Genomic DNA, 12,962 nt, shown 5'->3' with positions numbered 1-12,962 from the left:
ACTCCGCGTGAATGCCCAACGGCCTTATTCGGGCGCGCGCCTCGATGATCACGCAGCAGCGTCGCTGCGTTGACAGCGCTTTCAGACGAGTACTTCCCTTACGTTCCACCCTGCTTGCGCATCTGCCCGATAGCGCGAGCACGTGCCGCCTCGGCCTCCCGGACGAGCCGGTACGCAACGTAATATTTGAAGACATTGCGCACGTACGTGGTGGGCTCGATGCCGATTTTCTCGGCGACCACGATTTCGACATTGTTGAACCACTTGTTCGGATCGAGACCGCGCGCCGCCGCCTCCTTGCGCATTTTGGCGATGTTTGCGGGTCCTGCGTTGTAGCTCGCGAATGCGAACAGCGAGCGGTCTCTTTCCGAGAAGTGGGCATCGGGAAAGTAACGGGCCATCAGCACGTCGAGATATTTTGCTCCCGCATGAACGTTGGACTCCGCCACCCTGATGTCGCCAACCGCAAGTTCCTTCCCCGTGGCTGGCATCAGCTGCATGATGCCGATGGCTCCCACGTGACTGCGCGCACTCTGGTTCAACTGCGATTCCTGATAGCCCTGAGCCGCAAGCAAGAGCGGATCGAAGCCGTATTGCGCGCCGTATTTTTCGAAGAGGCTAACCGTCTGTTTGAATCGCTTCAGCTCCGCTGACTCCGTATTGTTGGAGATCTGCTTGATGCGCTTCATTTCCTGCTGCAGACGGACTTCCGCGACACTCTGCTTTTTCACGTAATTCAGGTAGAAGTCGTTGATCGCGTCCTGCAGTTTGGGGCTTTTGAAGCGGACCGCCCAGCCGATGTAGCCTGCGTCGCGCACCGCCATGTCGTTGTGCACGACGATTCCCGGCAGTATCGGCGCCCATACCTTCGCCTTCCAGTCGTCCACGACGAGGATCTGGACCAGCCCGGCATTGAGCATCTCCATCGCGTCCTCGTCTTCGAGCGCGTCGGGCAGCGGTACGAGCTTCACGGGGGCTTTGCGTTCCCTGGCGAACCGTGCGTTCAACGCGTTCAGGCTCTCGTAATAGCTGCTGCTCGGTCGCACGTGGACCGTCTTGCCGCTCAGGTCGTCGAGCTTCGCGAGGGCTGGCGACTTCGGCCCGGTCACGACCACTTCGCGTACTGCTGTCCGGTCACGCGGCGACACGAAGTCGACCTGCTTCAGGCGGGCCTCCGTGACCGTCAGATTGCCTGCGGCGATGTCGCCCCGGCCCGCTATCAGCCCTGGGAGCAACTGGTCGCGCGTCGTCGGAATGATCACCAGCGTGAGTGGACGTTTGCCGAGCGTCGCCTGGTACTTCCTGTTCAGATAACGCTCGAAGTCCCGCATCAGGCCGGCGGTCAGCCCACGCTCGTGGCCTTGCTCATTCACATAGAGCGTTCGACTGTAGGGAACCAGTACGCGGATCAGACGCCGGTCGAGCATGGCGTCGAAATCCCCGGTGAACGGTTGATTGCCGAGATCGATACGACGCGCGGCGGGAGTCGAGGCCGGGGCAACTGGGGCTGCCGGAACGGGAACGGCCGACGAGGCGGCCGGCTGCGCGGCTGCAGTTTGGGCGGCGACGCACGTCGCAGCGCCGACGGTCATGCCTGAGCAGAACGCCGCGATGAACAGCAACGTTTGAATGATGCGCATCGTAAAAAGCCCTGCTGCCGCACCCGGCGACTGCGTCGACGTTCACTACGCGCTTCGATATTGCCACGATGGCAACGGTTGGAAATGGGACGTTGGTCCTATAAGCCGTGCCGCCGCCACGACTGAAGATAGAGCTACGCCATCGTCACACGATTTCGCCCATTATGCTTCGAGCGATACAACGCCCGGTCCGCGCTCGCGAAACCGTCCCGGTGCGCGGGCCGCGACAGCTCGCTGATGCGCGTAAGCGACGCGCCAATGCTGACCGTCACCACCCCGAGCGGCGACGCGCGATGTTCGATCGCGAGATCCGCCACGCCCTGGCGCAGCGTTTCGAGCGTGTCTTCGAGCTTCGAGCTCTGCGCTTCGAGCACCAGCAGTCCGAACTCCTCGCCGCCCATGCGCCCGACCACGAACTGCACGCTGTCGGCGGCGGCCTGCATCACCGAGGCGACCAGCCGCAGACAATGATCGCCGGCCTGATGGCCGTAGGTGTCGTTGTACTGCTTGAACCAGTCGACGTCGACGACCACCGAGCCCATCACGTCGCCGTCGCGCGCCTCCTTCCAGCGTCGCGCGATGGTTTCGAGCAGAAAGCGCCGGTTGTACAACTGCGTGAGCGGATCGATCGCGGTGGCTGTGCGCATTTTCAGATCGTTTTCGATCATCGCGCGCAGGTAGTGGAACACGCCGCGCTGGCCCGCATCGAGCTGGCCCGGTGCCGGGTCCATCGCGCACAGCGCGCCGACGATCTCGCCGTTCGGCGCGCGTAGCGCGATCGCTGCGTAAAAGCGCACGAACGGATGACGCTTGACCAGCATGCATTCGCCAAAGCGGCTGTCGTTGTGCGCATCCTCGATCACGAACAGATCGGCGTCGCGCACCGCGTAGTCGGCGAGCGAACGCGCGCGCGTGACGAGCGGCATCGCCATGCCGACCTCGGCGCGATAGTGCTGATACTCCTCGTCGAGCAGCACGATCGCGGTAATCGCCGCGCCGGTCACGCTCTTCAGAATCTCCGCCGCGTGCGTGAAACACTCGCGCATCACCTGGTCGTCGTGCAACAGCCACTCGATGACCGAAGACTCCACCTCGGGTTCGCCGCCGGCGGTCGAGTCGACTGGCATCCGGCTGGCGAGGCGGTCGATACTGTGAGCGAGTTGCACGGAAGGGTTCCAGAATGGGCTTAGCTTATGTCAACGGCATAGGCAGGCCAAACTTGAGCACAGAATGTGGGACCGCGCGCACGCGCCGGGGCGCATCCGGCGGCCCCAAAGAAAATGGGCCGGCTCTCGCGAGCCGGCCCATCGATCGATGCGACGTTCAGGTAGTCGGACGCGCCGCTTTATTCCTTGTCGCCCTTCACCTGCGGCAGCGCCGACGTTTCGTTCGACGACAGCAGACCCGCCTGCGAGTAAATGCGCAGCTTGTCGCGCGTGTCCTTGATGTCGAGGTTGCGCATCGTCAGCTGGCCGATGCGGTCGCGCGGCGAGAACGTCGAAGCGACCTTCTCCATCGACAGACGCTCGGGCTGATACGTGAGGTTCGGCGACTTCGTGCTGAGGATCGAGTAGTCGTTGCCGCGGCGCAGCTCGACGGTCACTTCGCCGGTGATCGCGCGCGCGACCCAGCGCTGCGCGGTTTCACGCAGCATGATCGCCTGCGGATCGAACCAGCGGCCCTGGTACAGCAGACGGCCGAGGCGGCGGCCGTTCTCGCGGAATTGCTCCATCGTGTCTTCGTTGTGGATACCGGTGACGAGACGCTCGTAAGCGATATTGAGCAGCGCGAGGCCCGGAGCTTCGTAGATGCCGCGGCTCTTCGCCTCGATGATGCGGTTCTCGATCTGGTCGCTCATGCCGAGACCATGACGGCCGCCGATACGGTTCGCTTCGAGCAGCAGTTCGACTGCGTTCGGGCACGTCTGGCCGTTCAGCGCGACCGGCTGGCCTTCCTCGAAGCGGATCGTCACTTCTTCCCTGGCGATCTGCACGTCGTCGCGCCAGAACGCGACGCCCATGATCGGGTTGACGATCTTGATGCCGGACTCGAGGCTTTCGAGATCTTTTGCTTCGTGCGTCGCGCCGAGCAGGTTCGAGTCGGTCGAATAGGCCTTTTCAGCGGACATCTTGTAGTCGAAGCCCGACTGGCGCATGAACTCGGACATTTCCGCGCGGCCGCCGAGTTCGTCGATGAACAGCTGGTCGAGCCACGGCTTGTAGATCTGCAGGTTCGGATTGACGAGCAGACCGTAGCGGTAGAAACGCTCGATGTCGTTGCCCTTGTACGTGCTGCCGTCACCCCAGATGTTGACGCCGTCTTCCTTCATCGCGGCAACCAGCATCGTGCCGGTCACGGCGCGGCCGATCGGCGTGGTGTTGAAGTAGGTGACGCCCGCCGTCGAGATATGGAACGCGCCGCACTGCAGCGCCGCGATGCCTTCCGCGACCAGTTGCGCGCGGCAGTCGATCAGGCGCGCGCCTTCGGCGCCATATTGCGTGGCGCGACGCGGGATCGAATCGTAATCGTCTTCGTCGGGCTGACCGAGGTTGGCCGTGTAGGCATACGGCACGGCGCCCTTCTTGCGCATCCAGTGCAGCGCGGCGCTGGTGTCGAGGCCGCCGGAAAACGCGATACCGACCTTCTGGCCGATCGGAAGACTTTCAAGGATTGTACTCATAAGCAGTAGCGTTAAACTCGACGTACGGGGAGATTTGGGGGTAACAGCTAGGTATCGGGCAAGCCTGGCGATCAGGCAAGTTACGCGGGAGTATACCGCGAACCGCCGTCCGGCCTTGGATTTTGCCGGTCGGCGCGGCCCTCCGCCGCGATCTCGGCGCGTCGAATTCCCGGATCAATTCACGCGTTATCAGCCGTAACGGGGAGCGATTTATGATCGTCTCGGGGTAGCATCGCGGGTTGCGTCAACGCACCGGCCGCGTCTCCCTTGCACCCCGTGCACCCCGTTCACTCCCCTTGCCTACCGCTCATGACCACGACCACTCCACGCCCCACGACGAACGCCTCGCTGATCACCAACGTGCGTCTCGCCGACGGCAAGCGCGTCGAGGTGTCGATGGTCGATGGCCGGATCGCCGCGCTCGGCGCCGCTCTGCCGCGCGAGCCCGGTGTGCCCGTCGAGGACGGCGGCGACGCGCTGCTGCTGCCAGGTTTCGTCGAAGGGCATACGCATCTGGACAAGACCAACTGGGGCTTGCGCTGGTATCGCAACGAAGTCGGACCGAAGCTGACCGACCGGATCGAAAACGAGCGCCGCTGGCGCGCCGAAAGCGGCCACGACGCGGGCGCGCAATCGCTCGCGCTCGCTCGCGCGTTCCTGGCGGCCGGCACGACGCGGGTGCGCACGCACGTCGATATCGACACCGACGCGGGCCTGCGCCATCTCGACGGCGTGCTGGCCACGCGCGACACGCTGCGCGACGTGCTCGACCTGCAGATCGTCGCGTTTCCGCAATCGGGTCTGCTCGGCCGGCCCGGCACCGACGCGCTGCTCGATCGCGCGCTGGCCGCGGGCGCCGACGTGCTCGGCGCGCTCGATCCCGCGCTGATCGACGGCGATCCGGTGAAGTCGCTCGATCTGACCTTCGCGCTCGCCGAGCGTCACCGCAAGCCGATCGACATTCATCTGCACGAGCCCGGCGAAATCGGCGCGTTCACGTTCGGTTTGCTGCTCGATCGCGTCGCCGCGCACGGCATGCAGGGGCAAGTAGTGGTCAGCCACGCGTTCTGTCTCGGCGCGCTGCCCGAGCGCGAACGCGATGCGCTGCTCGCGCGTATCGCCGAGCTGCGCGTCGCGCTGCTGACCACCGCGCCGCCGTCGGTGCCGGTGCCGCCGCTCACCGCTTGCCGCGCGCACGGCGTCACGCTGTTCGGCGGCAACGACGGGATTCGCGACACGTGGACGCCGTACGGCTCGCCCGACATGCTGGAACGGGCGATGCTGATCGCGATGCGCTACGGCCTGCGCCGCGACGACGATCTCGCGCTCGCGTTCGATTGCGTCAGCGGCGTCGCCGCGCGCGCCTGCGGATTCGAGGCTTACGGTTTGCAGCCGGGCGCGCGCGCCGATCTCGTGCTGGTCGACGCCGACACGCTCGCGCATGCGCTCGTCGCGCGGCCGGTGCGCAAGCTGGTGGTCGCCAACGGCCGCATCGTCGCGCGCGATGGCGCGCTGGTCGCGCGGTAGTTCAGGATGGGCGCGAACGCGGCCCCGCCGTGCGCAACAACAAAGACGTTTCTTGCACTCAGATGATCAATCTTTTTCAGGCCATGCAGGCCTTCGTCAAAGTCGCCGATGTCGGCAGCTTCGCGCAGGCCGCCGCGCAACTGAACGTGTCTACGTCGGTCGTCACGCGCCATGTGTCGAGCCTCGAACAGCATCTCGGCATTCGGCTGTTTCAACGCACCACGCGCAAGGTTGTGCTCACCGAGGCCGGGGCGCAATACGCGGACGGTTGCCGCGTGCTGCTGGCGGAACTGGAGGAAGTGGAATCGCGCGCGACCACGGCGTCGCGCGAAGTGGCCGGCGACCTGCGCATTGTCGCGCTCGGCAGTTTTTCGCTGTTCCGGCTGACGCCGCTGTTCGCCGAATATCAGGCGCGCTTTCCGCAGGTGAACCTGCGCGTCACGCTGACGGAAAAGCGCGTCGATCTGCTCGAAGGCGGCTTCGATGTCGGCATCGTGACCGAGCATATGATCCGCTCGGAGTCGCTGGTGGTACGGCGTCTGATCAACTCGCACGCGGTGCCGGTGGCCGCGGCCGCGTATCTGGCGCAGGCCGGTCGTCCGCAAACGCCGGCCGAGCTGGGGAGGCATCGGCTGATCGCCGCGCCGTTCGACACGACCGGCACGATGTGGATTTTCCGCAAGGGTGACGGCGACGCCGAAAGCGCGAGCGGGGGCGGCGACGACAGTGGCGAGAGCATCGCGATCGATGCGTCGTTCACGGTCAACAGCATGATCATGCAGAAGCAGGCCGCGCTCGGCGCGATGGGCATCGCGCTGCTGCCGCTCGAAATGGTCGAGGACGAATTGCGCGCCGGCACGCTGGTACGCGTGCTCGACGGCTATGCGGTGCTCAATGGCGACGTGGCCGTGTCGCTTGTGTACCCGAGCCGCGAGTTCGTGCCGCGCAAGGTGCGCGAGTTCATCGATCTCGCGGTCGGCTTCTTCAAGTGACGTTATCGGGTTGACGCTTCAAGGCCGCTCGCCGCGCGCGAGCCGCGCGTCGATGTCGTAGACGACCGGCATCAGATCCGCGACGCTGTCGATCACGTAATGCGCGCCCGCCGCCTTCAACCTATCGATCGCGGCGGTGCGGCGCGCGGCGAATTCGTCGGCCGGCAGCGCCTTCACCTCGGCCTCGCTCATGCCGAACGCGTTGCCGCTCACCGCGACGCCGACCGCCCACGTGCCGCCGTTGATGCCCTCTTCGATGCCGACCTCGGTGTCGTCGACCTTGATCGCCTCTTTCGCGCGCCATACGCCGAGTTGCGGCAGCGTCCGGTAGATCATATACGGGGACGGCCGCCCTTCCGGCGTATCGCCGGTGCACACGATGCTGTCCGGCGAGAAGCCCTGCGCGGCCGCGCCCGGCACGATTTCGTCGATGATCTCGCGGGTATAGCCGGTGGTCGTGCCGATGCGGATATCGTCGTGACGCAGTGCGCTCGCGACCTCGGCGACGCCAGGGATCACCGCGCTATAGCTCGCTGCGACCGCGATGTTCTTCGGCACGAACACGTCGTACACGGCGTCGATATCGGCGTCGGTCGGTGTATGGCCGTGACGCTCGGCCCAAGCCTGCGCGACGCGCGGCAGCGCCATCAGCGCCGCGATATGCGGCCGCTTCGCCATACCCATCGGGCCGCGTGCTTCGTCGATCGTGATCGGCACGCCGAACTGCTCGAAGGTCTCGACGAAGGCGCCCATCGGCGCGCGTGAACCGTAGTCGACCACCGTGCCGGCCCAATCGAAAATCACTGCCTTCACGTATTTCATCTGCTTGAATCCCCGGGAATCCTAAAATATTGGGTTTGCCGCCGCGGCTCAGGCCGCCTGCGCGAGCGCCTTGCGTTCGTCGAGCGCGGCGGGCGGCGGCGCCGCATGCGTGACGCCCATCATGCGCAGCGCTTGCGCGCAGGCTTCGACCACGCGACGCATCACGTGCTCGTCGACCAGACCGATGCAGCCGATGCGGAAACTGTCGACCACCGTCAGCTTGCCTGGATAGATGATGAAGCCCTGCTCCTTCATCAGTTCATAGAAGCGCGCGAATTCGAACGACGGATGCGCGGGCGAGAAAAACGTCACGATGATCGGCGAGCGCCAGTGCGCGCTGAGCAATGGCTCGAAGCCGAGCTCGTACATACCGGCGACCAGCACGTCGCGATTGTTCGCATAGCGCGCGAGCCGCGCCGGCTGGCCGCCCTCGAGCCTGAAAAGCCGCAGCGCCTCGAGGAACGCGGCCACCGTATGCGTGGGTGGCGTGAAGCGCCACTGGCCGGTGCGATTCATCACGTCCCATTGATCGTAGAGATCGAGCGCGAGCGAATGGCTGCGGCCCTTCGCTTCGCAGAGCGCGCTCTTGCGCGCGATCACGAAGCCGAAACCCGGCACGCCCTCGATGCACTTGTTCGCCGAGGACACGAACGCCTCGCACGCGATCTGCCGCACGTCGAGCGGCACCGCGCCGAAGGCGCTCATCGAATCGATCAGCAGCTTGCGGCCGTGCTTCGCGACCGCGGCGGCAATCTCTTCGAGCGGATTGAGGATGCCGGAGCTCGTTTCGCAATGGATCGCGACCACGTGCGTGATCGACGGATCGGCGGCCAGCATGCGCTCCACTTCGACACCGCGCGGCGGCAGGTAGTCGCCCTTGTCGAGCAGCGTGCAGGCGCGGCCGAGGTAGCCGAGCGTGGTCGCCGCGCGCTTGCCGTAAGCGCCGTTCGCGAGCACGAGCGCATGGCCGTCGCGCGGAATCAGGCTGCCGAGCATCGCTTCGACGCAGTAGCTGCCGCTGCCCTGCAGCGGCACGCAGTCGTAGTCGCCGGCGGTGTCGCCGGCGATTTCGAGCAGGCTCGCGCGCAACTGAGCGGTCATCGCGCGGAAGTCGCCGTCCCATGAGCCCCGGTCGCGCAGCATCGCCTGTTTCGTCGAGAGTGCCGTGGTCAGCGGACCCGGTGTCAGCAGGTAAGGCTCGCCGCCAGCCGGGGCCGCACAGGATGTCGTGCCACGGATGACCGATGTTGCCGCGGCCGCAACGCTCAATGCAGCGGCCGAACCGCCGATCGCGCTTTCCATGTCGGGTACTCCGATATCGCTATGTCGATACCTCACACGATATCGAAACGCCGACCATCGGTAAAATCGATATAATCGATGTAGGTATCGCAAAAACTTATCGGCGAGGCACACGTGCAGTACGCGCAATTGCGGGCGTTTCATGCGGTCGCTGAGCATGGCGGCTTTTCGAAAGCGGCACAGGCGTTGTCGTTGACGCAGCCAGCCGTGTCGGATCATGTCCGGCGGCTCGAACAGGATTACGGCGTCAAGCTGTTCGAGCGCGGGCCGCGCGGCGTGGAGACGACCGAACTCGGGCTGCGCCTGTTCAGCGTGACGCGGCATATGCTCAGCTGCGAGCGCGACGCGCGCCAGCTGCTCGAATCGGCGGGCGGACTGGAGTCGGGTTCGCTATCGCTCGCGGCCGATGCGCCCGATCTCGCCGTCGCGCTGATCGGCGCGTTTCGCCAGCGGCATCCGGGCATCGTCGTCACGCTGTCGATCGCCAATGCGGCCGAGTGCATGCAGCGTGTGCTGTCGAGCGCGGTCGACGCGGCGATTACGGCCGCGCCGCAGGTGCATAGCCGTTTGCAATCGCGCGTGTTGCGGCGCGATCCGCTGGTCGCGATGGTGCCGGCCAGCTATCCGGCCGCGAAGAAGCGCCGCCTCAGTTACGCGGAGCTCGTCGAACAGCCAATGATCTTCCGCGAGCCGCAATCGGTCACCCAACAACTGCTCGAAATCGAGCTCGTGCGCGAGTCGTTGCAGGTCGAACCGGTCATGTACGTGGATGGCCGCGAGGCGCTCGAGGAAGCGGTCGCGCAGGGAATCGGGGTTGGCGTGATCGCGCGCGCCGAGTTCAACGAGTCGCGGCGCATCCGGATGGTGCCGCTGGTCGACTGCCGAGTGCAGATGATCGAATCGCTGACGCGGCTCGCCGAGCGGCCGGGTTCGAATCTGCTCGACGCGTTTTTCGCGGTGGAATTGCCGGGAGCGGAAACCGAGTTCTCGGTCGGCGAGGTTCAACGCGCGTAGCTCGCGCGCCGTCGCTGCAACGAGCGGCGCGGCCGTCGTGCTACCGGCCGCGCCATCCGTTATCGCCCTCAATTTGAAAAGCGGGTTGCCAGAAGCGTTGGCAACCCGTCGGACTTAGCGCGAGCCGCCGCTCGCGATCAGGCTCTCGCCCGTCAACCAGCGCGAGTCGTCCGAAGCCAGGAACGTGACGACATCGGCGATATCGTCGGGCTGGCCGATACGGCCGAGCGGCGTCGTGCTGATCGCCCACGTTTCGAAGTCCGAGCCGATCACCCCGGCGGTGTGCGTACCTTCGGTCTCGACCATGCCCGGATTCACCGAATTCACGCGGATCTTGCGCGGACCGAGTTCCTTCGCGAGCACGCCGGTGATCGCATCGACCGCGCCCTTGGTCCCCGAATAGACCGCGGTGGTCGCCGGTGTGATGCGGGTCACGACCGAGCTCACGTTGACGATGCTGCCGCCTTCGCCCAGATGTTTGGCCGCCGCCTGCGTCACCAGCAACAGACCCAGCACGTTCACATCGAAGTGCTTATGAAAATGCGCTTCGGTGATTTCTTCGAGCGTCGCGAATTCATAGACCCCCGAGTTGTTGACGAGAACGTCGAGCCGGCCATAGGTTTCGATCGCCGTATCGATGATGCCCTTCGCGTCCGCGGCCTTCGACACGTCGCCGCCAACCGCGACCGCCTTGCCGCCCGCCGCGGTGATATCGGCGACGACCTTGTCGGCGCCCGCGCGGCTCGACGCATAGTTCACCACGACCGACGCGCCTTGCGCCGCCAATGCCTTCGCAATCGCCGCACCGATGCCTTTCGATGCACCCGTTACAACCGCTACCTTGCCTGTGAGCTTGCTCATCATCGTGTCCTTTCAATGGTTCGCGCCGGCATGCCTCGCGAGAAGTCGCGAGGTCCACGCCGCTAAAAGCTGGAATGCAGTGGCGCTGTCACAAGTCGTAAATTTAGGCATCGCGCGAGATCGGATAAAGCGGCTCGAGGCGAATTGACACGCCGCTTCCGACGAACAATCGATTCGAAGCGGATTTGGTTGAATCTGTTTACGGGGGGCTTACGAAGATTTCGGGCGATACGCGATTTATTCGCTGCGCCTTTATTTCAATGCTTGCGCAGCAGCGCGATCTGCGCCGCCACGCTCGCAAGCACCGCGAGCGCACCGAGCGTATCGAGAATAATGGGCCACATGATCTCCCCCCTCTGCTATCCGCTGCCCTGACGTCATTTAAACGAACGCGCGCGCCGTTGATTGAACGGCGACGCCAGGCGGACAGATAAAGAACCCGCGACGAAAAGTCCTCGAGCCCCTACAGATAGAGTACTGCCGGCACGACGAACACGCCTGTGCCGCGCGGGCACCGGCAGGCGCAACGGCGCGCATAACGGTAGGACGAACGAAGAGATCATCGGCACGGCATCCATTGAAACGATGCCGGCAATTTTGCTGCGTCGCTGATCTGCATGCGCGAGCTGAATGTGTTGCCGCGCGCGGAAAAGGCGCTCGTGCGCCATCTGGCCGGAATCTGACGGTGCTGTTGCTATCATTCGTTGCCTTCGCGGAGCGCTCGTGCGGGAGCACAGAGCAGTAAACGGACACTCAGCCCGCGGCATTCCAACACCAATCCGATCGCCGACGCATCACACCTCTGAGGCATGCATGGAATTTCGCCAACTTCGCTACTTCATCGCGGTCGCCGAGGAGATGAACATCACGCGGGCGGCCAATCGTCTGCATATGACGCAGCCGCCGCTGTCGCGGCAGATCCAGCAAATCGAGGAAGACGTCGGCCTGCCGCTGTTCGAGCGAGGCTCGCGGCCGTTGCGGCTCACCGAAGCCGGCCGCATTTTCTACACCCAGGCGAAACGTCTGATCGATGAGGCCGACGAGCTCGCGCCGCTCACGCGCCGGCTCGCGCAACTCGCGGAGCGCATCGTGATCGGCTTCGTGCCGTCTACGCTATATGGCGCGCTGCCCGCGGTCATCCGCTCGTTTCGCGAGGCCGCGCCGCATATCGAGCTATCGCTGATCGAGATGTTCACGATCGAGCAGTTGGCCGCGCTCAAAGGCGGCCGCATCGACGTCGGCTTCGGGCGGCTGCGCTTCGACGACGCGCAACTCGCGCGCGAAGTGCTGGTCGAGGAACGGATGATCGCCGCGTTGCCGCAGGACCATCCGCTCGCGCGGCAGAAGAAGCCGCTGACGCTCGCCGCGCTCGCCGAGGAAACGCTGATCGTCTATCCGAGCACGCCGCGGCCGAGCTATGCGGACCAGCAGATCTCGGCGATGCACGACCAGGCGCTGGAGCCGAAGGCGATTCACGAAGTACGCGAGTTGCAAACCGCGCTCGGTCTGGTCGCCGCGCAGGTCGGCGTATGTCTGGTACCGGAAAGCGTCGAGGGCTTGCGCGCGCATGGCGTCGCGTACCGGCCGATTCCGTCGGCAAGCGCCGCGTCGCCGATCATCATGAGCCGGCGCCTGCAGGACGAATCGCCCGCGACGATGCTGATGTGCTCGCTCGCGCGGCAGTTGTTCAAGCGGGTTTGAGCGCCGCTTGCGCGGGCACGGCCCATCGTGCCGCCCTACTTCACATCGAAGCCATAGTCCCCATGCGTTCGATGCCCGTCCGGCGCCACCGCGATCCAATGCACGGTGTAGTGTCCGGCCGCGAGCGTCGGCAGCGGCAGCGTCATCACCGCGGGCTGCTGCGCATCCACCGATGACTTCCGTGTGCCGACCTGCTTGCCGCTCGCATCGGTCACGCTCAGCGAGCTGAACGCCGGTTCGAGCGGCCCGTCGAAGGTCAACTTGACCTGCGCGGGCGCGGCCACCGATGCGCCCGCGCCCGGCTCCTGCTTTTGCGGAAACACATGCGCGAGCGCCGCGCTCGCGAGCGTCAAGCCGGCGATCAGTGCCGCCACGCGCATCGCGTGATATTCGAAGCTGTTCATCATCGTTTTTCTCCTGCGT

The 12,962-nt window shown here is 65.0% G+C and carries 11 protein-coding genes; 4 read left to right on the top strand and 7 right to left on the bottom strand.

Going from position 1 to position 12,962, the window contains the following annotated elements; all coding sequences use genetic code 11:
• Positions 1–98 precede the first annotated feature (98 nt).
• From QFZ94_RS20735 to argG, 3 genes are all read right to left on the bottom strand, one after another.
• Positions 99–1,640 (bottom strand): transglycosylase SLT domain-containing protein, encoded by a 1,542-nt coding sequence (locus tag QFZ94_RS20735; RefSeq protein ID WP_429459174.1) that lies wholly within the window; start codon positions 1,638–1,640, stop codon positions 99–101.
• A 134-nt stretch (positions 1,641–1,774) separates the two neighbouring features.
• Entirely contained in the window at positions 1,775–2,806 is a 1,032-nt protein-coding gene (locus QFZ94_RS20730) for a sensor domain-containing diguanylate cyclase (protein WP_429459172.1), read from the bottom strand.
• Between the two features lie 179 nt (positions 2,807–2,985).
• Positions 2,986–4,320, bottom strand: coding sequence for an argininosuccinate synthase (gene argG / locus QFZ94_RS20725; protein ID WP_429459170.1), 1,335 nt, complete (start codon positions 4,318–4,320; stop codon positions 2,986–2,988).
• A gap of 309 nt (positions 4,321–4,629) precedes the next feature.
• Here argG and QFZ94_RS20720 point away from each other — a divergent pair, with 309 nt between their 5' ends.
• Complete coding sequence (locus QFZ94_RS20720) at positions 4,630–5,847, top strand: amidohydrolase family protein (protein WP_429459168.1); 1,218 nt, start codon at positions 4,630–4,632, stop codon at positions 5,845–5,847.
• Between the two features lie 62 nt (positions 5,848–5,909).
• Complete coding sequence (locus QFZ94_RS20715; RefSeq protein ID WP_429459166.1) at positions 5,910–6,839, top strand: LysR family transcriptional regulator; 930 nt, start codon at positions 5,910–5,912, stop codon at positions 6,837–6,839.
• An 18-nt stretch (positions 6,840–6,857) separates the two neighbouring features.
• On the opposite strand, the gene phnX is transcribed toward QFZ94_RS20715, so the two are convergent.
• Together phnX and QFZ94_RS20705 are read right to left on the bottom strand one after the other, a co-directional pair.
• Positions 6,858–7,661 (bottom strand): phosphonoacetaldehyde hydrolase, encoded by an 804-nt coding sequence (phnX, locus tag QFZ94_RS20710; RefSeq protein ID WP_368586959.1) that lies wholly within the window; start codon positions 7,659–7,661, stop codon positions 6,858–6,860.
• A 48-nt stretch (positions 7,662–7,709) separates the two neighbouring features.
• Entirely contained in the window at positions 7,710–8,963 is a 1,254-nt protein-coding gene (locus QFZ94_RS20705; protein ID WP_429459164.1) for a 2-aminoethylphosphonate--pyruvate transaminase, read from the bottom strand.
• Between the two features lie 114 nt (positions 8,964–9,077).
• Here QFZ94_RS20705 and QFZ94_RS20700 point away from each other — a divergent pair, with 114 nt between their 5' ends.
• Entirely contained in the window at positions 9,078–9,977 is a 900-nt protein-coding gene (locus tag QFZ94_RS20700; RefSeq protein WP_429459162.1) for a LysR substrate-binding domain-containing protein, read from the top strand.
• Between the two features lie 114 nt (positions 9,978–10,091).
• Here the strand turns inward: QFZ94_RS20700 and QFZ94_RS20695 are convergent, their stop codons facing one another.
• Entirely contained in the window at positions 10,092–10,838 is a 747-nt protein-coding gene (locus tag QFZ94_RS20695) for a glucose 1-dehydrogenase (RefSeq protein WP_368586961.1), read from the bottom strand.
• A gap of 813 nt (positions 10,839–11,651) precedes the next feature.
• On the opposite strand from QFZ94_RS20695, the gene QFZ94_RS20690 reads away from it, so the two are divergent.
• Positions 11,652–12,539 (top strand): LysR family transcriptional regulator, encoded by an 888-nt coding sequence (locus QFZ94_RS20690; protein WP_013089555.1) that lies wholly within the window; start codon positions 11,652–11,654, stop codon positions 12,537–12,539.
• 35 nt (positions 12,540–12,574) lie between these two features.
• Here the strand turns inward: QFZ94_RS20690 and QFZ94_RS20685 are convergent, their stop codons facing one another.
• The gene (locus QFZ94_RS20685; protein WP_368586963.1) at positions 12,575–12,946 is read right to left on the bottom strand and encodes a copper resistance CopC family protein; all 372 of its coding nucleotides are present in this window, start codon (positions 12,944–12,946) and stop codon (positions 12,575–12,577) included.
• Positions 12,947–12,962: the final 16 nt, after the last annotated feature.

The sequence above is a fragment of the Paraburkholderia sp. JPY465 genome (assembly GCF_050436725.1).
Lineage (GTDB): Bacteria > Pseudomonadota > Gammaproteobacteria > Burkholderiales > Burkholderiaceae > Paraburkholderia > Paraburkholderia youngii.
Note: the sequence above shows the minus strand (reverse complement) of the source record. Positions and strands in the feature narration are given on the sequence as shown.

Excerpts from the sequence above, each read along its gene's own strand:
- QFZ94_RS20735 (WP_429459174.1), bottom strand. The coding sequence starts at position 1,640 with ATGCGCATCATTCAAACGTTGCTGTTCATCGCGGCGTTCTGCTCAGGC.
- QFZ94_RS20715 (WP_429459166.1), top strand. The coding sequence starts at position 5,910 with ATGATCAATCTTTTTCAGGCCATGCAGGCCTTCGTCAAAGTCGCCGAT.
- QFZ94_RS20695 (WP_368586961.1), bottom strand. The coding sequence starts at position 10,838 with ATGAGCAAGCTCACAGGCAAGGTAGCGGTTGTAACGGGTGCATCGAAA.
- phnX (WP_368586959.1), bottom strand. The coding sequence starts at position 7,661 with ATGAAATACGTGAAGGCAGTGATTTTCGATTGGGCCGGCACGGTGGTC.
- QFZ94_RS20685 (WP_368586963.1), bottom strand. The coding sequence starts at position 12,946 with ATGATGAACAGCTTCGAATATCACGCGATGCGCGTGGCGGCACTGATC.
- argG (WP_429459170.1), bottom strand. The coding sequence starts at position 4,320 with ATGAGTACAATCCTTGAAAGTCTTCCGATCGGCCAGAAGGTCGGTATC.
- QFZ94_RS20705 (WP_429459164.1), bottom strand. The coding sequence starts at position 8,963 with ATGGAAAGCGCGATCGGCGGTTCGGCCGCTGCATTGAGCGTTGCGGCC.
- QFZ94_RS20690 (WP_013089555.1), top strand. The coding sequence starts at position 11,652 with ATGGAATTTCGCCAACTTCGCTACTTCATCGCGGTCGCCGAGGAGATG.
- QFZ94_RS20720 (WP_429459168.1), top strand. The coding sequence starts at position 4,630 with ATGACCACGACCACTCCACGCCCCACGACGAACGCCTCGCTGATCACC.